This window comes from Cohaesibacter marisflavi (assembly GCF_963665895.2).
Lineage (GTDB): Bacteria > Pseudomonadota > Alphaproteobacteria > Rhizobiales > Cohaesibacteraceae > Cohaesibacter > Cohaesibacter marisflavi.
Window position 1 is genome coordinate 2,487,182 of record NZ_OY762534.1, and the last position, 23,211, is coordinate 2,510,392.

General features: G+C 57.2%; 15 protein-coding genes. 2 read left to right on the forward strand and 13 right to left on the reverse strand.

Annotated elements, in window-relative coordinates; all coding sequences use genetic code 11:
* The first annotated feature begins 441 nt into the window (after positions 1–441).
* Positions 442–1,791: a glucarate dehydratase gene (gudD, locus tag ACKPCT_RS12365; RefSeq protein ID WP_319569340.1), complete on the forward strand. Its 1,350-nt coding sequence runs from the start codon at positions 442–444 to the stop codon at positions 1,789–1,791.
* A 236-nt stretch (positions 1,792–2,027) separates the two neighbouring features.
* Complete coding sequence (locus tag ACKPCT_RS12370) at positions 2,028–3,224, forward strand: PQQ-dependent sugar dehydrogenase (RefSeq protein ID WP_319569341.1); 1,197 nt, start codon at positions 2,028–2,030, stop codon at positions 3,222–3,224.
* Between the two features lie 140 nt (positions 3,225–3,364).
* Here ACKPCT_RS12370 and ACKPCT_RS12375 read toward each other — a convergent pair whose 3' ends face one another.
* From ACKPCT_RS12375 to ACKPCT_RS12435, 13 genes are all read right to left on the reverse strand, one after another.
* Positions 3,365–4,324, reverse strand: coding sequence for a vWA domain-containing protein (locus ACKPCT_RS12375; RefSeq protein ID WP_319569342.1), 960 nt, complete (start codon positions 4,322–4,324; stop codon positions 3,365–3,367).
* Positions 4,324–5,775: a vWA domain-containing protein gene (locus ACKPCT_RS12380; protein ID WP_319569343.1), complete on the reverse strand. Its 1,452-nt coding sequence runs from the start codon at positions 5,773–5,775 to the stop codon at positions 4,324–4,326. The genes ACKPCT_RS12375 and ACKPCT_RS12380 overlap by 1 nt, the downstream gene beginning before the upstream one ends.
* A gap of 11 nt (positions 5,776–5,786) precedes the next feature.
* A complete protein-coding gene (locus ACKPCT_RS12385; RefSeq protein ID WP_319569344.1) occupies positions 5,787–6,203 on the reverse strand; it encodes a hypothetical protein in 417 nt (138 codons plus the stop codon).
* A gap of 27 nt (positions 6,204–6,230) precedes the next feature.
* Entirely contained in the window at positions 6,231–6,938 is a 708-nt protein-coding gene (locus ACKPCT_RS12390) for a hypothetical protein (protein ID WP_090071091.1), read from the reverse strand.
* 34 nt (positions 6,939–6,972) lie between these two features.
* On the reverse strand, positions 6,973–8,568 hold the full coding sequence (locus ACKPCT_RS12395; RefSeq protein ID WP_319569345.1) for a formylglycine-generating enzyme family protein: 1,596 nt from the start codon (positions 8,566–8,568) through the stop codon (positions 6,973–6,975).
* Complete coding sequence (locus ACKPCT_RS12400) at positions 8,558–9,748, reverse strand: hypothetical protein (RefSeq protein WP_319569346.1); 1,191 nt, start codon at positions 9,746–9,748, stop codon at positions 8,558–8,560. Before ACKPCT_RS12400 ends, ACKPCT_RS12395 begins: the two co-directional genes overlap by 11 nt.
* Positions 9,745–10,482 carry an ABC transporter ATP-binding protein gene (locus ACKPCT_RS12405; RefSeq protein WP_090071097.1) on the reverse strand — a complete coding sequence of 246 codons (738 nt, stop codon included), beginning with the start codon at positions 10,480–10,482 and terminating at the stop codon, positions 9,745–9,747. Before ACKPCT_RS12405 ends, ACKPCT_RS12400 begins: the two co-directional genes overlap by 4 nt.
* Entirely contained in the window at positions 10,479–12,365 is a 1,887-nt protein-coding gene (locus ACKPCT_RS12410; RefSeq protein ID WP_090071099.1) for a vWA domain-containing protein, read from the reverse strand. The genes ACKPCT_RS12405 and ACKPCT_RS12410 overlap by 4 nt, the downstream gene beginning before the upstream one ends.
* An 18-nt stretch (positions 12,366–12,383) precedes the next feature.
* Complete coding sequence (locus ACKPCT_RS12415; RefSeq protein ID WP_319569347.1) at positions 12,384–13,547, reverse strand: hypothetical protein; 1,164 nt, start codon at positions 13,545–13,547, stop codon at positions 12,384–12,386.
* 101 nt (positions 13,548–13,648) lie between these two features.
* The gene (locus tag ACKPCT_RS12420; protein WP_319569348.1) at positions 13,649–16,384 is read right to left on the reverse strand and encodes a virulence factor SrfC family protein; all 2,736 of its coding nucleotides are present in this window, start codon (positions 16,382–16,384) and stop codon (positions 13,649–13,651) included.
* A 12-nt stretch (positions 16,385–16,396) separates the two neighbouring features.
* Complete coding sequence (locus ACKPCT_RS12425) at positions 16,397–19,504, reverse strand: virulence factor SrfB (RefSeq protein WP_319569349.1); 3,108 nt, start codon at positions 19,502–19,504, stop codon at positions 16,397–16,399.
* A 19-nt stretch (positions 19,505–19,523) separates the two neighbouring features.
* Positions 19,524–20,789, reverse strand: coding sequence for a hypothetical protein (locus ACKPCT_RS12430; RefSeq protein WP_319569350.1), 1,266 nt, complete (start codon positions 20,787–20,789; stop codon positions 19,524–19,526).
* Position 20,790: 1 nt separating this feature from the next.
* Positions 20,791–22,731 carry a S1 family peptidase gene (locus ACKPCT_RS12435; RefSeq protein WP_319569351.1) on the reverse strand — a complete coding sequence of 647 codons (1,941 nt, stop codon included), beginning with the start codon at positions 22,729–22,731 and terminating at the stop codon, positions 20,791–20,793.
* Positions 22,732–23,211 lie beyond the last annotated feature (480 nt).

Below are 23,211 nucleotides of genomic sequence, written 5' to 3' on the forward strand. Positions count from 1 at the left end.
GAACGCCGGTTCGAGAACCTCCAGAAACACTTCCCTATTGCTTCTTGCTGTTCAACCAGACGTTCTGATTTCGGCGTCGCTCTGCGTCCGCCTTTCCTCCTTTTATTGACACCCCAACCAAACGCGGTTTGTTCCTCAGACAAACAGCAGCTCCGCTGGTGCCCAGCGCCCTCAAGTTTCCTCCAAATGAAAACGCTGTCATTTCATAGTAAGTTCACATTCATTCTTCTGTCAAGCATGCGAAGTGGAGCACACAGTTTTCTGATATATTCGGCAGAAAAGCTTAGATATTAGTCTAATAAATGCGTTTTCTTTCCACAAAAAGCACATCAACACGACAAAATGGTTGCGCTTCCATTCTTTGTTTGGCGAAATAGCATAAAGGTCCCCGTGCGGGTAGGAACGGAGCGCGAGGCTGCAACAATTTGGAGGAAAAACAAGATGGTAGCGCCAGATAGATTCGGGACAGGATCGCCGAAAGTCACATCCATGCGCGTCGTGCCCGTTGCGGGACAAGACAGCATGTTGCTGAATTTGAGCGGAGCCCACGCACCCTATTTCACGCGCAATGTCGTTCTGCTAGAAGATGAAACCGGCCGGATCGGTCTGGGCGAAGTGCCTGGTGGTGAGAAGATCCGCCAGACGCTGGAAGACGCAATCCCGCTCGTTGTGGGCCAGCCTATTGCGCGCATGAATACCATTCTGAAAACCATGAACGAAACGTTTGCCAGCCGAGACAAAGGCGGGCGCGGCACCCAGACGTTTGATCTGCGCATCACCATTCATGCTCTCACCGCAGTGGAAGCGGCCCTTCTGGATCTGATGGGGCAGTTTATGGATATGCCAGTGGCCGCTCTTCTGGGAGAAGGCCAACAGCGCGACACAGTGCGTATGCTGGGCTATCTCTTCTATGTCGCCGACCGGAACAAGACCAATCTGCCCTATCGATCCGAGCTTGATGCCAAGGATGATTGGCTGCGCCTGCGCAATGAAGAAGCCATGACGCCTGAGGCAATCGTGCAGCTAGCCGAAGCAGCCTATGAACGTTATGGCTTTGAAGATTTCAAACTCAAAGGTGGCGTTCTCTCGGGCGAAGAAGAAATGCTTGCCGCCGCAGCCCTCAAGCAGCGCTTTCCCGAAGGGCGCATTTCCATTGACCCGAACGGGGCCTGGTCACTGAATGAAGCCATCGCCCTTTGCAAAGGGCAAGATCATATTCTGGCCTATGCAGAAGATCCATGCGGGGCTGAGAATGGTTATTCAGGCCGGGAGATCATGTCCGAATTCCGCCGTGCCACAGGCCTTCAGACCGCCACCAACATGGTTGCCACAGATTGGCGACAAATGGGCCATTCGGTCATGCTGCAATCGGTTGATATTCCGCTGGCCGATCCACATTTCTGGACCATGCAGGGCACTGTACGGGTGGCGCAGATGTGTCGTGACTGGGGCCTTATCTGGGGCTCCCACTCCAACAATCATTTTGACATTTCGCTGGCGATGTTCACCCACGCGGCAGCAGCGGCTCCGGGACACATCACACCGATCGACACCCACTGGATCTGGCAGGATGGGCAACGCCTGACCAAGGAGCCACTGCTGATCAAGGGTGGCGAGATCGCCGTGCCAGAGCGTCCCGGCCTTGGTATCGAAGCGGATATCGATGCCATCATGGCTGCGCACGACCTTTACAAGAAGAAAGGGCTTGGCGCACGTGATGATGCTCTGGGGATGCAGTTTCTCATTCCCAACTGGACCTTTGACAATAAACGCCCCTGCCTCGTGCGCTAAGGCATCATAACAATAATATTCCTCCTCCCAGACCTTACCCTCGAAGAGCCCCCCTTCTTCGGGGGTTTTTCGATTCTCAATCCAGATTTTCAGCTCACCATTTCAAGGCCCTCAAGCATTTGTGATAGGTCACACGCTTGCACTTCCCCATCACAGACCAAACGTTAGCCTTTGGACATCAAGCCGTTTCGCCAGAGCCAGTCTCTGGTGTAGCGACAGACCAGAGGAGACACGCAATGCATGCCCTTCCCCTAACCGGCCTTGTTGCTCTTAGCCTGCTTGCGGGCACAGCAACGGCGTCTGCCCAGACCTTCAACGATGCGCCCCCCAATGGCGAGGGACAAACGCCTGCCTTTGAAGGTCAGACCCGCGCACCGTATCTTGCTGATGATGTCTCGGTAAAACGGGAGACCATCGCCAACGGCCTGCAAAATCCGTGGGGGATGGACCAGTTGCCGGACGGGCGCTGGATTGTTACCGAGCGGCCAGGGCGGATGCGGATCATCGATGCAGACGGCAATAAATCGCACGCAATCGACGGTTTGCCAGAGGTTGACGCGCGCGGTCAGGGCGGCTTGCTGGATGTGGTTGTCAAAGACGATTTTGCACAGACACGCCGCGTCTGGTGGAGCTTTGCCGAACCGCGCGGCGATGGCCTGAATGGAACCGCCGTTGCCACGGGCATTCTTTCCGATGATGACAGCCGCATGGAGCATGTGGAGGTCATCTTGCAGCAAAATCCTGCCTGGCGCTCGACCAATCATTATGGCTCGCGTCTGGTGTTCGATCCGTCCGGCGCCCTGTTCGTGACGACAGGCGAACGCTACTACACCGAGTCGCGCCAACTGGCGCAGGATGTTGGCACCCATCTTGGCAAGGTGCTACGCATCGACCCGATGGGTGGCCCGGCGGAGGGTAATCCTGACCTGGCAGGCGGCTTGCCCGAGGTCTGGTCCTATGGCCATCGCAACATTCAGTCTGCAGCACTGGGGCCGGATGGGCATTTATGGACCGTGGAACATGGCCCCAAAGGAGGCGATGAATTGAACAGGCCCAAAGCGGGCAAGAATTATGGCTGGCCGATCATCTCCTACGGAGAGAATTACTCCGGCACGCCAGTGGGAGAAGGCATCACCGCCAAGGGAGGCATGGAGCAGCCGGTCTATTATTGGGACCCTGTGATCGCTCCGGCGGGCATGGTCTTTTATGACGGCGCGATGTTCCCCTCTTTCAAGGGTGATGCCCTCATTGGCGGACTGGCCAGCAAGGCGCTTGTGCGGCTGAAGCTGGAAGACGGCAAGGTCGTGGGCGAAGCGCGCTATCTTGAAGGACGCAGCCGCGTGCGTGATGTTGATGTCGACGCCAAAGACGGTGCCATCATGATTTTGACAGATGCAAATAACGGAGCCCTGATGCGGATTACTCCGGAGTAACCGGCACGCTCCCTTGCGGCTTCGTGTGCCCTAACGCGAAGCCGCTTGCCTTCTGGTGCTAAAGAGGCTGCCAGATCTTGCCCGTAACAGGCTTTGCGCCCAGTCAGGCTTTTGCCTTGAAAGCTGGGAGCCTTGACCCCTCATTCGCAAAGAGCGCGGGCGCCATTGTTCCCAAGATCGACCATGATGGATTGAAGATTGGCACCCAACTGCTCAGGCTCGATCCATTTGCCGCCTGTGGCCTTGGCAACGCAGGCAAGGGCGTCGCCTCCACCAAGGGACACCACATCAATCTCCACTTCCGGATGCGATCGAGCCACGGCGCATGGATCACCACCATTTGTATCTTTGCCATCACTCACCAGAATGATGCGTCCCCCACCCTTTTTCTGTACTTTTCGAAGCGCCAACTTCAACGCCTTGGCCACGGCCGTGGAGGACTTCAGCTTCAATCCGTTGGTTTTCGCGATAAGGCCTGAGCGCTCTGCTGGACCGAAGTCTCCCAGATCCCTCACAAAAGAGCGACCAGCGAATGATACAACACCAATCTCCGTCTTTTTATCAGTCTGGCGAGCGACCTGTTCAACGGCGCTTTTCAGATCATCAAGACGCTTGCGACCGGGCTTCTTTATCAGACCGGCATAAATAACTTGTGCCGTTTTGCCTGAAAGCCCACCAGCCCCCATGCGCTTTTCCAGCTTCGTGGCCAGTGCGCTATCAACATCAGCAGGCAGGCCCATACTGATTGAATGATCAAGCGCAAGAACAATATAGCTGCGATCTTCGGGACGGGCGCAGTGCTTTGAAGGGGATTCTGGCGCTTCGGGTTCAGGTGGAGGCGCCTTCGCGACCGGTATCTCTGGCGGCGGCGGAGGACAGGCCTTCTCTTGTTCACCGGCCATTTGCATCAGCATGTGCAACTGGTCCTGAAGCGCGTTGAGCCTTGCGAGATCTGGTGCGGCCTCAGCTGAGCACCAGCTCCATTGATAGCCCCAAATCCTGACGCCACAAGACTTCAGCGACAGATGGCCCAGATAGCCCAGCAGCGCGATAAAAATCAGCCACAAGAGCACAAATCCGATCAGACGCAGAGCTCTCATCAGCAGCCTCCTCTTGCGCCATTGAGCCCCAGTTCAACAAGAATTTGCTGCAAGCTCTGCGCTTCCTTGGCTGGTTCGACCAGCTTTCCGCCGGTGGCCCTTGCCACGCAGGAGAGTGCCTGCCCACCACCAAGAGAGATGACATCGACCTGAACGCCAGAGCTTTGCTTGGCCACAGCGCACGGGTCAGCGTCGCAGGTATCTTTGCCATCGCTGACGAAAATCACCCGCCCGCCAGGCACACGAGCAGCCTTTTCCATGGCGATCTTGAGGGCATCAGCAGCGGGCGTTGCCGGTTTGGTCTGCAGCTTCTCGATCTTGCTGATCAGGCGCTCGCGCCTTCCCTCATCATAATCCCCCATATCCACCACGCCATTGCATCCGGCGAAGGTGACCACGCCAATTCTGGTTTCCGGAGGCAGGCGTCGGGTTACTTCCCCGACGGAGGATTTGACCTCGTCAAGTCGCTTGCGACCAGGGCGGGCGATATACTCATTATAGGTGTTGGAGGCTTGCCAAGCGTCGGGCCCGCCCGCCTCGATTGTGTTTTCAAGCTCGGTTGCCAATGCGCTGTCCATGTTGATTGGCAGCCCCATGCTTTTGGAATGATCAAGGGCCAGCACCACATAATCAAGCTTCGGCTTGCCATCGGCGCATTGTTGCGGAGTTTCGGGCGATTGACTGCCTGCCGGAGGAGGATTGCCTCCCGCAGCAGCTGCGCTTCCGCCTCCACCGCCAGAGGGAGGTGTACCGCCAGCCCCACCAGCACCCGCAGGAGGGTTTCCTGCTCCTGCTCCTTCGCCTGAACCCCCAGCGCCACCTGCTCCGGCACCTCCTTCTCCATCTCCGCCAGATGCAGCAGCACCCGCCCCACCGGCTCCACCACCGCCAACATCCAGCCTATGCGGTGCAGGTTCGGGCAATGGCATGGCACCCTCGGTGGAAGGCATGTCACCTCCCGCGTCTGCGTCTGGCATATCTCCGTCCAATTCCGCCTCTGTTGTCGACATGGGAGACGGAGAGACCTCTTCTTCCATTGGCCCAGCTGTCCCAGAAGCAGGATCAGCCGAAGGCAGAGCGGGACCGGAAGCAAGTGGACCTGAGCCACCTTCTCCTACCGCCCCCACGGCCCCATTGCCACCAGCCGGACCGATAGTCAGGACGCCCGGCGACACAGGAACGGGCGTTGGCCTCGCTCCGGACCGAGGCACGGGCGCAACGGGACCACATTGGGCGCCCATCTGGCCGTTCATCTCGATCAGGCTGTGCAGCTCACGCTGCAGGGCATTTAGCCGCGACACATCTGGCCGGTGGCTCGCCGCACACCAGCTTAGTTCGTAGCCCAGAAACCGAACGCCGCAGGCCTTGAGCGACAAGCCCGCCAGCAGCGCAACCAGCCCCACGAATCCCACCCACGAAATGACCAGAACAGCCAGACGAATGCCCTTCATGTGACGCCTTCTTACTGCGTTTGCATCAAGGTTTCGACCTGTGCCCGCAGAGCGGCCACTTCGGCTTCAAGACGGGTAATCTGCTCGGCGGTGCCATTGTTGGCGCGGGCCGAAGACAATTGCTGCTGCCGTTGGGCAAGCGCTGCACGCAGCCTGTTCAACTCGGCTTGCCGCGCAGACAGATTGGCCTTTTCATCATACATATTGGCCTGAGCATTGGCGGCCTGATACTGGCGATGGGATGCGATCGACTGCAACTGATTGGTCTGCTGCTGATAGACGCCATTATTGAGATTGCTGCGTGCGCACCAATAATCATCATAGCGGGCATCCCCCGTGCATGACGTTGTCTGGCAGGCAGCCAGAAGGGGCAACAGAACACCCAGCGCAATGCCGGGAACCAGAGCCTTTGTCCGAAACTTTGTCATGATGTCATCTCTCTTTTCACACTGGGATTAAATGGTTACGCCGACTTCGGACGGAACGCGGGAATAGGCGGAAACGAGAGCGTCACGCTGGGTTTCCAGCGAGGCTTTCTGGGCTTTGAGCTGGGAAATCTGCTTTTTGACATCCATGCCGTTGTTGGCAGCCCCTTCCAGATCGGTGATATCGCGGTCAACATTGGAGATCTGGCTGTTCACGATCTGCACGTTGCCGCGGGCGCTGGACATCTGGGCGCGATAGGCGTCAGGGGCGAGCTGTCCGGCGCTAAGCTGGGCATTGAGACGGTCAATCTCGGCCTGTTCTTCGGCGGCCAGCTGACGCGTGAAGTTCGCCATTTCCTGATAGTGGGCGATATTCTTTTCAGCATTGGCGATAACGCCCTTGAGCTGATCCTGTTGGGCTGCCTGAGCGCCGGCCTGCTTGTTGACCCGCTGGGCATCAGCCGCGCCGAGTACACCACCGCCAAGAGCGCCAATCATAGCGCCCTGAGCCATGGATTTTTCATCCCCGCCGAGCAGCAGACCGAGCCCACCGCCAACGATGGCTCCCACGGCTGCGCCCGTGGCTACGCCCTGAAGAATGCGCACATTCTCATTCTGTTTCTGGCGCATAGCCATTTCGGTGGGGCTGAGAGGGCCGGTTGGCTGTTGCGTAGTCACGCAGCCTGCAAGGGCAAGCGAAGCGGCGAGCGCTGCGACCAAAACGTATTTCTGCGACATGATACTGACTTTCCTGTGTCTCTATAAATCTCAATCAATCAATGGATGGGGTGGGAATTTCATCGAGGAAATGCAGCACGCTGTGCTGGTTGCGCGCGTGCCGGAATTTATCAATGGAGGTTTCCAGAGCCTCGACAAAGCGGATCATGTCCGTGTCGTTGCGTTGGGAAAGCGCCTGCTTGACGACGCCCGACTGTGTGCGGATTTCCGGCGCGGCATAATCGGCCAGCGTGTCCACCGTCTCGTAATAGGCGTTTGAAATCAGGGTGTAATGGTTATATTCCGCCTCGATGCGCGGAGCGTAGAATTCGGGGTGGGTATTGGTCAGCTTGGCCTGTTTGTAGGCCGCCTTGAATTTCTTGATCGCCCGGGCACTGAGGAACACCTCCATGGCCTGCAAACCGCCATTGGACAGCATGACGCGTACATTGCGGGCCTTCAGCTCATTGCGGCGGGCAAACTCGTCTTGCAACTGCCCCTGCAACTCCCTGATCTTGGTTTGCAATTCTGCATTCTGAACCTGATCGGCCACGGCCTCCATCTGCTGGAGCGGCTGCTGATCTAGGGGGCCATCCACCTGACGCTGGGTTTCTTCAAAGGCCGTCTCCAGGCGTGGAACCTCGGAGACATCACGCGGGATGGACGAGGTACTGACAGCGATGCGGAAGCCCATCGAGCGGCGCTTGAACTCGCCTCCCACCTGCGCATCGAAGAAGGGATTTTCATCGCGCCGCGCCGAGGTGATCAGATCGGGGCTATCAAGAAATGAGCCGCCGCGCACCACGAAGCCACCAATCGCCCCATGCAGGCGATCCGAGCGGGTCATGCGGAAGGAATCCTGCACGATTTCGGCAGCATTGCCGTAGACGTCATAGAGCCCCAGCGGATTTGGCTTTTTCTTGCCAATCGGCTTAGCCTTACCCGAGGAGGACATCGCCCCATTATACCAGGCGTAATCGTCGATGGTGCCTTCGCTGAAGAAGACCGGCTCATTGCGCACGGCAGCGGGAACTGCACTGCCGCCTCTGGCCGCAAATTCCCACTCCACCTCGCTTGGCAGACGGACAAAGCCATTGGCTGCTCCGATCTGGGAGAGGGTTGCCATCATGCTGGAAGGATTGCTGTAGAGCCAGATATTGAGCTTTCTGGTGAAATCAATCGCGTCATACCAACTGACATTGGTAACGGGCACATTGAGTTTGCGGCTCATGCGTCTGGGGCAGCTATCCGGCCCTTTCATCACGGCATCATATTGGCCTTGCGTCACCTCATAGGCCCCGATCAGATAGTAGCGCTCGTGGGTTTCGTCATCCATGAGGGTGCCGGAGATATATTCATGGTGGTTTTCCTCGATATAGCCACGCGTCCGTCCGGCATCACGACCGATCACGATTCGCTGGTCACTCAAAGGACCGACCGGTGAGCTAGGATCTTCGGTGATGGTCACCACCTTTTTGAGCGCAATCTTGCCCCCGCATGGGATGGGCAGCAGCAGGACATCGGGATCGCCAGCCGGATTGTAATAGTTGGCGTCCCACGTCTCCTGCGCCAAAGTCGCACCAGCGGAAAACAGAAACAGGGACAGGCCAGCGATGGCCCGCCCAGAAGCACGAGAATATCTAATAGCCACGGAACAGGTCCCCCGGACGAATATAGGTTGATTTTAAAGCAACAAAGGATGCGAGTATGAGCTGGAGCAGAAAGGCCCCTGCGTCGATCAATGCGATATGGCGAACGGGTAGCGCGAAAATGGCCGCGAAATTGCCATATACGCCCTGAAACTGCATATTCCCCAACCACGCCAGCAGCAATGTCAGGCCATCGGCCAGTAGAATGCCCCCCAAGGCGTTGAACAGGCCGATAAAGACAAAGAACATGGAAACGCCAAACAGGCCCTGCCCCATAAGCCCCAGAAGGGCGACGTGGGGCCGCAAGCGCTCAAGCTGGATGACCATGCCCGACCAGACAGACAGGGTAAGCCCGACAAACAGCACCAGACCGATTGCCAGAACGATTCCGCTCAGAATTTTATCGAGCTGCTGTATGGCCTCGATGCGGGCGGCATTGCTCTGCACCGAAAAGCCCAGACGTGTCATCTCATTGGCCAGCGGCGCGACATGTTCGATGCGGTCGGCATATAGGCGCAGGCCGGAATAAACGTCCGGACGCTCAGCAAGGGGCTTGCCCTCCTTGCCCCTGTCAGGCAGGGCAAAGCCATCAATGAAGGCTTCCACCTCCTGAATGACCGAGGGGGTGACCATCACCCATTGACCAACGACCGTCTCCCGCGAGATCACGTTGGCAATGGTCAGCGGAATGCGCAGCAGTTCCCTCTGCTTCTTGCGATTGGTGGAAATCTCGAATGCATCCCCCACCCCGAGCCCGAGCTTTTCAGCAAGGTCGCGGGTAATGATGGCATCCCCCTTTCCAGCCAATCCCTCGCCTGCTTGCAAAAGCGGATCGCCGGTGCCAGTCGGCAACAGGGATACGGGCGTTCTGCCCCGGCCATTGTCATGACTGGCGAACGCGCGGGAGGCGAGATAGCGGGCTGTCGGTATAATGAAGCCAATGCCATCGAGCGCTTCGATTTCCCTGAGCTTATCGGGTGTCAGGACATAGTCTCCCTTCACCCGGATTTCCAGGCTCGCCGGAGATGTCCGCAATTCATCAAGCATCGACTGGATGAAGCCGACCTTCATGCTCCAGAGCAGCATTGTGGGCACCAGCACCGAAATGAGGGCGATCATCGCCGCGATATTGGGCTTCGGAGAGCGCAGGATGCTCTTTATGGCCAGATCCAGTGCAATCATGCTCTGCGTTTCTCCGCGCCGGATTGATGGGCAAGTGTTGCAGACATGGCATTGTCGGCAAGCATTCTGGTTTTGATTTCGTAGAAGTCGAAGCCATAGGCTTTTGCCAGATCCCAGTCATGGGTGATCATGATGAGAATGGCACCGGCGCGCTCAGCCGCCCAGATGATGGTTTCGATGCAGTCCCGTGCGGTTCGCGGGTCCAGTGCCCCCGTCGGCTCGTCGCACAGAATGATGGACGGGTGATGGGCCAAGGAACGGGCAATGGCCGTGCGCTGTTTTTGTCCCACCGAGATTTCATCAGGCATGGCATCGGCGATCATCGCTATGCCCAGTCGGTCAAACAGTTGCTCGACGAACGCGGCATCGGGACGGGCTGAAATATGCTGTTGCAGCAGGACATTTTCCCGCACCGACAGAAAGGGAAAGAGCGGGCTCTTTTGCATGACATAGCCGAAATAGCTGGCACGCAGGCGGGCACTCTCGCGCCGGTTTTTCGAGGCGGCATTGAGGTCGTGGGTCTTGCCATCAACAACAAGGTCAAACTGCTCGCATATGCTGGGCTGGCTGGCCATGGCCAGAATATCCATGGCTGTCGTCTTGCCTGATCCCGTCGTGCCGACAACAGCGATCTTCTCCCCGCCCTTTGCATCAAAGGCGGGGATGTGCAGATCGAACGCCCGGTCGGGGTCTTTCAGGCTTTTGCGTATGTTGCGAACAGTGAGTGCTATCATGGCATGCGGTCCAGCGAGATCGTCGTGACGGCTTCTCCCGGCGCGGCATTCTCATGCAGGTCGAACCAGCGGTCCGGATCGGAATGCACCCGCTCGTAATAGCGCAGCTTGGATTCCAGACCATTCATGATGTCCCGCTGCTCGGGCGCACTGAGGGTCACCCAGTCGGCCATGGTCATGGCTGTGGTCTGGCTCTTGTAGGGCAGATCATCCAGATATTCTGCAATGGCATCACCAAGGCTCTGATCATCGCGGATCTGGGTCGGATCGTTCGAGGTGCGCAACGCCAGATCCTGAATGCTGCGGAAGAAGGCGTTGGCATCGATGATGCCGCCGGGCCTGTTGGCCTGATCCACGATTTCGCGCAGATTCTGCGCCATGGTTGAAAGCTGGTTCTTGGTCAGCAGAATGCGGATATCGAGCGCCTGACGGGCATAGGCTGCGAAGGCACGGTCGATGGTCCAGGCACGATAGAATTCCGGCGCCTGTTCGCCCTGCTGATTGCCACGATATTCCAGCTGGAAGGCCTTGGCGGCGCGACGCAGATTGGCCTGAGTGGAATTGTCATTCGCGTCGGGCTCAGCGATCTCCTTGTCTTTCTGGATATCCTGCGAAGTGGTAACGATCTGGCTGGCAATCAGGCTGACGCCATTGCCAAATTCACGCACACTGCCCTCGGAGACATCGGTATAAAGATCATTCATAGAGCCTACGAGGCGGGACGCCTGACGATATTGCAGCTCGGCGGTGCGATGGTCCTTCTTGCCGGCCGGAGTTTTCAGATGCATCACCAGAAGGCGGATCCCCTTGTCATTGAGGTCTCCGGCCAGTTCGGGGATGTCCAACTCGTGGGCGTAGTTATCGCCCAACTCGGGGGATTTAGCCCCGGCATCGGTAACAAGGATCATATATTTGGCGGCATAGGGCTGCCAATTGTTATCATTGCTGGCAAAGGCGATGCCACCGATGGCGTCCTCATCGAAGCCGACGGTCGGCACCTTGGCAACATCCATATTGTCAATCGCAGCAAGGAACTGGTTGACGTCTGAATGCGCGTCCAGCGGCAACAGATTTTTGACATTATAGCCAATGCCCGGATTGGTCAGTGTCGACTGGCGATAGCCCACCAGCCCGAAGGAAACCTTGCCTGACAGCGGGGAATTCTCAAGCTGCACACCAATCTGTTCGACGACTTCCTTGGTCTGGCGGATATAGGGCCCCATGGAAATGGTGGTATCAATAACAAAGACGACCCCTGCCCTGAAATCCTCAGTGGTGCGCCGCGCGCTGGCCGCCGTCACCGACCCCACTTGCAGCATGTTGCCTTCATTGTCATCGGGGAAATAGATCGATTCATGATCGAGAATGGGCAGCAGATAGAAATTGTTGTTGTCGTTGATGGCATTTTCCGGCTCTACAGCCACGATGTCGGGGCTGTTGGCGAACTCATCAGGCGTTTGATAGGCCTCAATGTCATCGGCGAGCGTGTTGAAATCCTTAAAGAAGAGATGCCGCACGCGACCGGCTTCAGCCCGGTTGTTGAAGGCCACAACGATAGACTGTTTCCAGTCGACCAGCTTTTCCGAAGCGATCCAGCCTGCCGCATCTCCCCGACTGTTGATGCCAACCTCGGTGTAGCCATTCTGCTCGCCATAGACATAGTAGACGGCGAAGGCTGGCACATTGCCCTTGATCACCTGCGCACTGGGCGAGGCAGCAGAAAGCAACTGGCTGCCCGGTTTGGTCACGACCCTGCGGTAAAGGGTCTTTTTGCCTTGCATGAGCAGCGCTTCACGCGCGAAGGCAGACTGCTCAAGTCCGACCAGGGGAATGAGCGTCAGGTTTGCAATCAATAGAACAAGAATAAAAGCAAATTTCTTCATGGAGCCAACCTTTCAAGCTTATCTGCAATAGTCGTCGACAGCGGTGCGGGCCTCTGCATCCTGATAATATTTCGGCTCAAGGAACTGGCAGAGAGTCTGGATATCCGCCGCAGCATTGGCGTCTCCGCCAGCCTTGAGGCGCGTATAGGCGTCAAGCGCCGTATTGGCATTCTTGATGACCGATGCGCCTGCCGCATCCGGCTTGGTGGGGTCATAGCGTTCGGCATAGGACCTAAGAGCTGGCGCATAGCCCTTGTTGGAGGCAAGGCGCAGGAATTCGGCAGACATGTCGCTCAGATCGGCATTGTCTGCCGTTTCCTCGGAGGCCTCGTAGAGCTGCTGTCCGGACATCTGCCCGCTCATCATCTGCTGCTGCCAATAACTGCGGCCTCTGGCCACCTGCGGCTCTTGCGGCGTTGGGGCCGGTGTTGCAGATGGCGTCTGAGCTGGTGTCGGCGCAGGCGTGACAACCGGCTCCTCAACTGGCGTTTGCTCGGCCTGTTGGGAGAAGGAATCCAACCCGGCCAGCAAATAGGGGCTGTAATACCAGCCCAGCAGGCAGACCGCGATCAGAACCCAGAAGCCAGCCAGCCCGACAATAGTCTTGCGGCTGATACGGGTGGACGGTTTCTCTGTTATGGACGGATCGGCAAAGGCTATGAGACTGGGGTCGATCGAAATGGTTTCCCCCGGCATATAGTGTCTGCCCTTTGCCGCCCCTGCACCGGCGGTCTCGGCTCCGGCTTCATCGTCTGTGGGCGCTGCGCTTTGCTTGGCGCCACCCCCTTTGACATTGACCGCCAGATCACTTGGCCCTGCCTTCTGGTGTGCATCCGCAGATGGCTTGGAAGAGACGATGCCAAAGCCGGATGACTTGCGACCGGAAATGGGGACGACAGGCCAGAAATCTTCTTCGAAATAGCCTGTGCCCGTGATGGCAACTTTAATGAAATCCCCTTCGCCAAGATGATCGACAATGGTCGGGCCAAGCAGCATCCGGCCCCCATCCACGGCATCGACGGGCAGATTTTCCGGCACGCTTTGCCAGCCACTGCTGCCCAGATAGCGGTCCTTATCTGTTTCGCGCTCAATGACCAAGGCCGTCTCGGGCGTTACGGCATGGTCCATGCTCAACCAGGCATGCCCGGGACCGTGTTCCTTATGCGCCGAAAGTATTCTCATTTCCTGCTCACTTTCCGATAAATTCTCGCGTGCCATGCTCTTCATTGCTGGCTATCTGTTGCGGGCGCACCGCGCACCACTGATGCGTTCCTTTGGATGCGTTACCTTGAAAGCCTTTCCAGAATGCCGCCGAGTCGCGCATTGAGTTCAGGATCAACATCAAGCGTGTCGCCCAACGCGTTATCCTGTACGACCTTGAAGAAGGCATGCAGCCAGCTGTCGACATAGCGGGTGGTAAAGGCATCGGGTTCGTCGGAGATACCGCTGGTATCAAAGGCAACCGCTCTGGATTTGAACACAGGCTGGCTGCCCGTCTCATACTCGATCACGGCTCGCTTTTCCTCCGGCAGCAGCGACATGCCCAGATCGGCGATAAAGCCGTTGGTCATGTGCTCGGCGGCCAGCGTGGCCTTGTTGAGCAATTCGTCGCGACGATCCACAAAGGCGATGCGGGCGATCTGTTCGGCCAGACTGTCCGTCAGTTTGACCCGGCGTACGGCCAGCGCGATTTCCTTGGCGATCTCGCGCAAGGCGTCCGCAGACACTCCGGTGAGCGCCGCAAGGCTTGGATTGTCAGCCTGTTCGAACAGATTTTCGATCATCGTCACGATGGCCGCTTCAGCCAACAGGCGCTGCCGGTTTTTGGTAGGCGCCTTTGAGGGCGGCTGGATCGCCTTTGCCTCAGATGCGGCCTCCGCAGCTGCACTGGCGGGAGCCCGACCTCCACCTGGTGTCGGCCTTGGTCGCACGCGCCCTGCCCCCGGGCGAGGACGTGAGGGGGCAACCGATGCCACGGCCTGCGAAGCGTCGCTGTCATCATCTGACCGGCTTTCGATGGCGCGGCTGAGACTGGCTTCATGCAATCGGCTGGCCAGCATGCCCGGATCCAGCATCAGGCCACGCAACAGGGAGCCAAAGCGCATCCGTTCGTCACATACATAAAGCTCCTGCAAAACCTGATCAGCCACCGCCAGCCGTTCGTCCAGCCGAACCGAGGAATCGGAGCTGACATAATAGGCGGACAGGCGCTCGGACAGGCGCTCCCGCAGTTTTTTGAGGCGCTCCTCTATCTGCCGTTTCTTGATCTCGGGGTTGCAGACCGGTGACAGATTTCTGGCTATGTGCGACGCGCCGCCGTCATTGAGTTCCATCATCTGCGCAAATGCTTCGGCCGGATCGCTGAAATGCTCCTGTACCGGCTCGACGCTGACGAAGGTGTTCTTGAGATCCCCCAGAAATCCCTTTTCGCTCCCCCTCACACCAGTCTCACTCTGACCATCGATATCAAATATCTCGCGGTTCAGAATGTTGGGGTTGCGCATCAGGTAGCAATTCTTGAAGGGCTGGCCCGGCGTCCAGTTTTTCACCCATGTGTCGGCGCTGCCGCCATAGGACTGGATAAGCGGGTTTTCGATGGCCCCACCCAGCCGCCCTTCCAGCCCGAAGGAGCTGTCGCTGGTCTTGCGGGTGAAATGCAAATCGAACTTGGTGAAGATGAAGAACAACAGAACTTCCTTGTTCAGCCGGTTTTCAGGCTTTGGCCCGTGGGTCGCCGTAATCCATTTGGCCACCACCTGTGGCAGCTGGTCCACGTCGAGATTGTTGGGCTGGGCGCAGAGCAGCATGGAGGTGATCTCCTGCTCGGCCACATAGCGCTGGAAGAGATATTCCACCTTGCCGCGCAGCAACAGCGTCTGCAGGGTCTTGTCCGGATTCTGTGCCAGATATTTTGCGATGCCCTTCAGGTTGCTGTCGTCATCATCTTCTTCGAAATCGGCCGCTTTCAGGCCACGGCTACGATAGCCGGGGAAGTCGAGCAGGTCGGTATGGTCGAAGAAATCCCAAGGCTTGTCCTGAATGGTGATGAGGATCTCAGCAGTCAGGGCCGCCACCGAAGAGCGCGGCAATGAGGCCGAGGCGCCACTCATTGTCTTGACCTCGATCTGCTCGCTTGAGCCTTGGGAGATGTCAGACAAACCGGCCACCGTGATGATGCTGGTAATCTTCGGGTTGGTTGCATCGATGGCAGCCAAGGGCACATAGGCGGTCTTTGGGAAATCCAGACGCTGCAGAGCCGTGACCAGATCCACATAGAGCTTGGTGATCGGCTCTTCCTTGCCCCAGAGGATCGAGAAGAACTTGCCCAGATCAGCAATGGACAGGTTGGGGCAAATGTCCGCAGCCGCCATCCAGAAGGCATCCAGCTTGGCGGTTAGAGCCGAGGCGCTCATATATTGGGTGAAATAGTCCTGCAGATCCCAGACATCTTCCGGCTTCAGGCCATTATTCTGACCACCGGTGCCAGCGCTTAAAAATCGACTGACATGCTCGGTAATCTCGGCACTTTCAGGAAAGCTGTTGGGGCGACCATCAAAGAAATAGGCGTTGGCGATAATCTTGATCAGATCCGCATGGGAGAGCCAGCGCAGGCAGACGGGGAAGCCGACGGGCGTCGTCTCCTTGTTGATCGTAAAGCGGGTGACAAGGCCGGTGGATTCCCCTTCCTTGTCGATATTGATCTGCTTGATATAGCTGACCGGCTCATCGACACCATCAAAGACCGCATAAAGCTCATCATTCGAACGGGCGAGCACCGAGATCAGATGCGACTTGCCAACCTGACTGGCGCCGAACACGGCAACCGCCATGGGGCGGGTGGCTGCCTCGGAAAGCCGGAGGGCATCAACGACACCGCGCTTGAGTTCGCGCTCGATCGACTTGGCCGCCTCCCCGATACGCTCCACATTGGCGGGCATCTTGAGCCAGTCGACGCCTTCCTGCGCGGCACTGGCGGTTTCTTTTGTCTTTTCAAGCAGCTGCTCGTTTACAATCATCATTTTTCGGCCCCGCTAGATGTTCAAGATGCCAGAGTCGAGCCAATATTCGCTCTGGGACAATGGGAAGGTCCGGAAGGAAATGGACACCACGCGCTGCACGTCGCCGCCATTGGCATCCACGGCATCGACGATGCGCAGATCTTCCTTGGTCGCCTCGTAATTCATCAGCTTTGCCGCCTTCACATCGGGATGATCCATTTCATCCTCATCCAGCTCGAGCATCATCTCGCGCGCCAGCGTGACGGAGATCGGCTTGGCCGGACCATTGTCTTCGAGCTTGATGTGATAGAGTGGCGAGGTCACCCAGCGCTCAAAGGGCAGCTGGCGATAGCCGACGAGGCTCTCAGTATAAAGCTTGAGCACCTTTTCATTGTCGGCATTGGCATCATCCAACTCATCGAAGGTGAAGAGCACATTGTCATTCTTCAGCTTCATGTCCTTTTCCAGCTCGCCGATATAGCGCGTGGTCGAGCGGCCCTGCAGCATGTGGGTATAGAGCGTGAAGTTCGTGATGCTGTGTTCAGCCAGAGAACAGAGCATGCCGCCAACCACTGCGCAGGATTTTGGATCGCCGATGCGGGTGTTGTCACGACTTCTGAAGGGATACCAGTTGCCTGCGCGATAGTCGCCCATTGGCAACAGCCGGTCCGGACCGATAACGAGGCGATTGAGCAGCCCCTCCTGAATGGCGGAGAGTTTCGAAGGTCGCCCTGACAGCAGAACATAGTCACAATCGAAATGGGCCAAGGCTTCAGCCACCGGCTCGAACACCACATCCATCACTTCCTGAATGGCATCAGAAACCAAATGGAAGTTGAGCGGCACGGCCATGGACATGATGTCGAACGGCTCATCGCCGGACTGGCCCAGGCCGGAGACAAGATATTGCTGCACGGACGGATAGACCGACAGCGAATCCTTGATCAGCTCTGCCATGGTTGCCGAATGAATGACCTCATAGCGGTCCTCGCCGGAATTCTCATAGCGCTCCATGATGCCCAGCGCGGCAGGTACCAGAATCTGTTGCACGAACTGACGTCTTGCATGCTTTTCATGCTCGGCCATGTTGGCCCGATCGCCATGGAACAGGTCTCTGAGCATAACCACCGCATCGCGGACGCCATGTTGTGTGAGCGCGGCTTCCAGCACAGGAATGATGCAATGCTCGATCACCGCCTTGGTGATATCGTCCCCGGCGATCCGCACCCCTTCCCGGAAGGTCTGCACCGGCACGATGGCACGGTCATCATCCTGAAAATAGGTGGTGATCATCAGGTCTGTCGTGCCGCCGCCAATATCAAGGCTGGCGACGCGCAGGGATGGCTCTTCCGGTGTATCAGGACTTGGTAATTCATCGGGCAGGAAGCGCTGGCGCTGTTTGCCCATCATGGTGAAGAATTCGCAGATACGGCCGCCGAAGCGACAGCTGATCTCGCCATAAAGCCAGACCAGTTGCACGCAGCTGGATTCATCCCACGCCACATGAATGGTAGGACGCACCAGACCCGGAGGCGGGTTTTCGTTCCACTTCATGATATCCCACAGGAAGCTGATGGCCGCCTCGGCGCGCATTTTCATGATCTGCTGCTCGCGCACCGGCAAAGCGGTCGGCAAGGTGAGGATGATGCGCCTAAGGCTGCGCGGTGCTTCGCTCTGGCGACGATCGGCCCGCACCGCCGGGTCATTGATCATGACCATGGCCTGAAAGAAGATCTCCGAGAGCATGAAGCTGTAGAAGGACGAGCGCGAATAGGTCAGTTGCTGGCTGGGGCGCTGATATTCGGCCGGTTTGCTTTTGGGGTAGAGCGCGGTGAAAAGGTCTCGCTCCTTGCGCACTTGCGAGAGCACATCGCCATGGGCATTGAGATAGCGGCGCGCCACCTTGCCGACGGGTGGCAATTCGCCCTCATCGGAATAGTCAGATTGCGGGAAACGCCATGGCTGATTGACCGGAGCCACATCCCACAAATAGCGTTTCGGGGCGGACATGCCGATGATGGATTCCAGCCCTGACTGGGTGGACTTGATGCGGGAAGCCTCTGGCCCGACGCGCACCATGGTCGGCCAGAAGAAAGCATCGCTGCGGCCAGACATGCGCGACAGATTTTCCTTGCCAAACCATGCCTGCGACAGGGTGACATGGCTTTCAAACGGCTCGTCATATGTCTGCCAGGGGCGCTGGATATCTCGCATCTGCAGTTTCATGGAATTGTTGAGCTCGACAGAATCCTCGTTGGGATAGTTCTCGATGAGCATGCCGCAGGTACGACTGTTGCCAACATCGAGGATGAGGTCCACATTCACCGGACGCACCGAGCGGACATCGGAAATCGTGTCCACGAAATGCACCACGCCGGGCTGAACCAACTGGTCAAGCAGTTGCAAAAGGGCAATCCAACGGGCGGCATGCTCGAGGTGATATTTGCGCTGCGGCTGACGGCCCTTGGACCGTTTGGTCAGATATTCCTCAAACAGCTCATCGAGCCATTCGGCCACCCAGATCTGATAATCCTGCTGCGCGTCACTGCCATCGATTGAGATCGGGTTGGAGAGGAACCAGCCATTCTTGGCCATGGAGGAGACCATGCGAAATTCGCACGGATTTTCGACATCGAGCTTGCGCGGAGCCACATAGAGCTGGCTGCTGTCATCGGCGGCATTGACAGTGACATTGTCTGCGTCATCCATGGCGAGAGCGGTATCAAAGGAAAAGATGACCTTGTACCAGAGCCCTTCATCGCCGTTTTTCTCATAATCGCGCACGACCATGGCGCGGGCCCAGTTGGTCGGGCCCTTATCGAACATCATCTCGCCATTGGCCCCGCGCCCGGGCAATCGGCGCAAATAGGGCACTGGCACCCACTTGCCCAGGAAGGGCTCAAGTGCCGCTATCTTGTTGATGTCGTAGCTGATGTCATCCATCTGCTCCTGTTCTGGCTCATCGTCATTGGGATTGGATTCCAGCAGCTTCCACGGAACGCCTTCTTCGGTCGCTTCCTGAGGAAACGGGCGCTCGATGAAATGCAGGCGAAAGCTGTTCAGCTGATTGAGGTCGAATCCATACTCAACGAATTGAATGCCAGAGAAAGGAACCAGAGTGATATCAGCGAATATAGTCATGTTGTTGCCTATTGCAGCGCTATTGCTTGTTGGCGAGACCGATAAAGATCGGTCGTTTCACCTGTGAGCGAGACGCTACGCCGTTGATTGTGTAATTCGATGTGATGGCACCATTCTGCCGCCTGACGACGCGGACGGTGTAAGGGATGTTCTGCTGGGGCTGGCCGCGATAATCAAACAGGGTCACGAAGATCGGCAGATCACCGGTCGGGATGACATCCTCGGTCTGCCAGACGATATTCTCCACCGGAGTCATCGTGATTTTGGAGCGACCGTTTGAATCCGTATCAAGACTTGCCCCGCACTTATTCTTCTCTTTGAACCAGATGAGGCCGTTGCTGCATTTGACCATCAGATCCAGATCCGTGCCGCCATTCCATGCCAGCGAAATCTGCAAGGCGCCATCGCCTGCGTTGCGCTCCAGAAGGCGCTTGTCCAGCTCCTCATTGGCGATAGGCTCTTCAGGTGTTCCTGCGACGTCGCAATTCTCGTTTTTGAAGGCGAGCGCATTTTCCAGAAGGCGCACTTCCTGTTGCAGGCTGACCAGATCGGTCTGGTAGCGGCCCGGGCAATAGTCGATCCACGGAAAAAAGGCCGAGATGGAACAGGCCTTCAGCAACACATACAAGATCGCCGCAATGAGCAGAGCCAGAAGCGCCCATAAAAGGGCAATCAGCCAGCAACGCTTATGGTTCTTCTTCTCATGGACAGGTGACTGCTGCGTTTGGGCAGCAATATCCAGCGCGTCTTCCGGCTTTGCCACATGGGGCTCGACGATCTGAGGCGGCGCCTTTGGACTCGCCTTGGCCGCGACCGGCGCAACCTTGCTGATACCGCCCCGCATGGGCTTGTGATCATTGAGGCGATAGCCCCAGGCCACCAGCACCGGATGGCCATTGAGGGCATAGATATGCTTGCGGCTCGGCACGCAGGTCGCATTGGCCAATGCCTTTCCCAGCGCACGATCATCCGGGTTTGATGCCCCTTGCAGCTCATGCGCCAGACGGCCGATCTTCTCTTCGGCCACATGCAGCTCGGCGAGCAGGTTTGCCTGCTCTGGCTCATCAAGCGCTTCAAGCGCCTCAATGCGGCCAAAGGCCTTCACATACCAGTCGATGCGGGCGCCATCCATGCTCCCCACCGGTTCGGCAAACAGCGCAGCAACCTCATCCCCAAGGGTTACAGCAACATAGTCCACGATGCTGTCATAGTCGCGCTCCTGCGCGCTGCCAATGGGGGTCAGTTCGGCAGAAGGTGTCGTGGCGATTTTAATGCTTCTCGCCATGTCACGACCCTGCCTGCTCGTTTGCTGATGCCAACGGACAAGGCGCGCTCGCAGTTGTTGCCTCGACACCATTCTGGGAGAGGAAATCGAGCAAGCTATCACTCTTGAGCGCAAAGTTGAGGCGCAATTGGGCTTCATCGCTGGTCTTGATGAAGGTATTGACCCCGACAACACTACCGCATGCATCCACCAGCGGTCCGCCGCTGTTGCCCGGCGAGATATCGGCGCTATGGAGCACCAGTTTCAGGCCTGACGGACTGTCCTGAAAGACCGTCACGATGCCTTGCGTCAGCACCATGCTCGGCGCGGCATGGGCATCGCCTGCAAGCAGCTCACGGAATTTGGCGTCTGTTTCCATAAAAAAGCCCGGGAAGCCTGCCGCGTAGGTCTGCTGTCCTTTGCCGATGGTGCGGGTGAGCTGCAAGTAGCGATTGGCAGGCGCTCCTTCCATCGCAAGCAGCGCATAATCCTTGTCGCCCAATTCACTTGTGCTGCTGGTGGCCACGACATTTGCCTTGCGCACGTCCCCCAAGGTTTCATTGATCACGAAGACCTGTCCGCCCTCGGCTGTTTCTATGACATGGCGGTTGGTGACGATCTGATTGGGCGCAATCAGGAAGCCGCTCCCGCTGCTCACCTGCCCCTTGGCACCAGTCGCCAGAACGAGCACAGTCGCCTGATCAAGCAGCGGCACCAGATCCGTTGGCGATTGCGCCGCAACAGGGCCTGTTGGGGTAGCGACGGGCCGATCAGCACCTTCAGCCCCAGAGCCCCCTTGCAGCAAAGCGCCGTCCGGGCCCAGCAGTCCCGGCGCGGCAACGCAGCGCCTTTGCGAAAGCTGGCTGCGCAAATCGGCGATGCGGGTGCGCAACGCCTGTTCGGATTGTCGGATTGTCGATTGGGAGAGAAGAGAAGCGGAAGAAGAGCCGTAAGGGTAGATCAGAACACCGGGGATGAGAGCGATCAACAGGAGAAGCAGCGACACGATGCAGGCAATCAAAACCGGCACCCAGCAGATCCGGCCCCGAGGTTCGTTCGCCTCGCCTCGTCTGCCGCCGGGAAAATCGCCTCCCCTGCCGCCATAGGCACCCGCCGCGCTGGCCTTAGCACCGGCTGCTCCGGCGTCAGCCCCATCAGAGGCAAACTTCACGTCGGACTGCTTAAGCTTTAGCGGATCAATAGCAGCAGCCCCTTCCACCCCTTCACTTTGATAGGAAGCATGGACCGCCTCAAAGCCATCAGCTGCAGAGCTATCCGATGATGCGGAATCTCCAAGAGAGGCTGCAGCAGCGGCTGCGCCCGCACCGGCAACCACGCCTGCGCCAGCTGCCAAACCAGCCGCGGCTCCACTTGAAGATGGTTGCTCGGCCACCTCATCAGAATCCGAGGGGCTTTCGGCAACATCCAGCATCAATTGCGCAAAATCAGTCAGATCATAGTTTTCAGGCAGAAACTGGCCAACGCCATGCAACAGGTGATGCGCCATCCGGTCTGCACTGGACACCACACCTGCAGGCACTATGCCCCAATTGGTGATGACCGGCTGGCCATTGATAACGAGCATGTCTGCATCAAAGGACAGGATATTGAGCCAACCCAGTATCATCCGGGCCTGCGGATCATCGAAGCGATGAATGCGGTTGAGCAGATCGCTCAAAAAGCCGCGCAACATGGCCGCAACACGCACTTTTCCGGTTTGGTCGAGGCTCTCCCAAACCTGCATCTGGCCGACATCGTCGCCATACCACGCCACAGTCAGAAGAGTATCATCTCCATCTCTCTTGACCGCCGGAGATGCAAACAGTCTTACATAGCGCGGCATGTGAGCCGCCAGATAGTCCAGCCCCTCATCATAGGTGTCCAGAATCGGCGTGCCCTGAAATCTGATTTCTTCTTCGCTGCTGTATCTGTTGCTTTTTAGGAAGGTGTGCTGCCCACTCACGGAATTCGCCTCCACGGACTAAGTCGCAAACAACCAGCCCACAATTTTAAATTTATTAAATCACTAATTGAATTTTATAATCTTTTTGAAACACAAGAGGCAAAATTGCAACCAAATTGTGCCATGGAGTCTATGCTAATAATTTAATTGAATAATTTTCCTTCAACGAGCTATATAAATGGGCAAAATTATCAACAAACAAACGCCAAAAGACTCACCTTCGTCATATTCTACTCTTGATTTAAACAACCACAGATAAGTAATTTCTCGAATATTACATGCTGTAATTACTAACTTATAAATTGTAGTTTCTCCCTTCTACGCGCCTTTTCTGCAAAGAAATGAGAGGTTGACTGAGCGCCCTCATGCCAACGGAAGATGTTTTCTTGAGCCTGTTTCATGACTCTCATCGCGATATCGACATCAAACCGAGCTGGATTTTCCTGCCTGTCGGCCCTATAAATCGGTGACCATTATAAA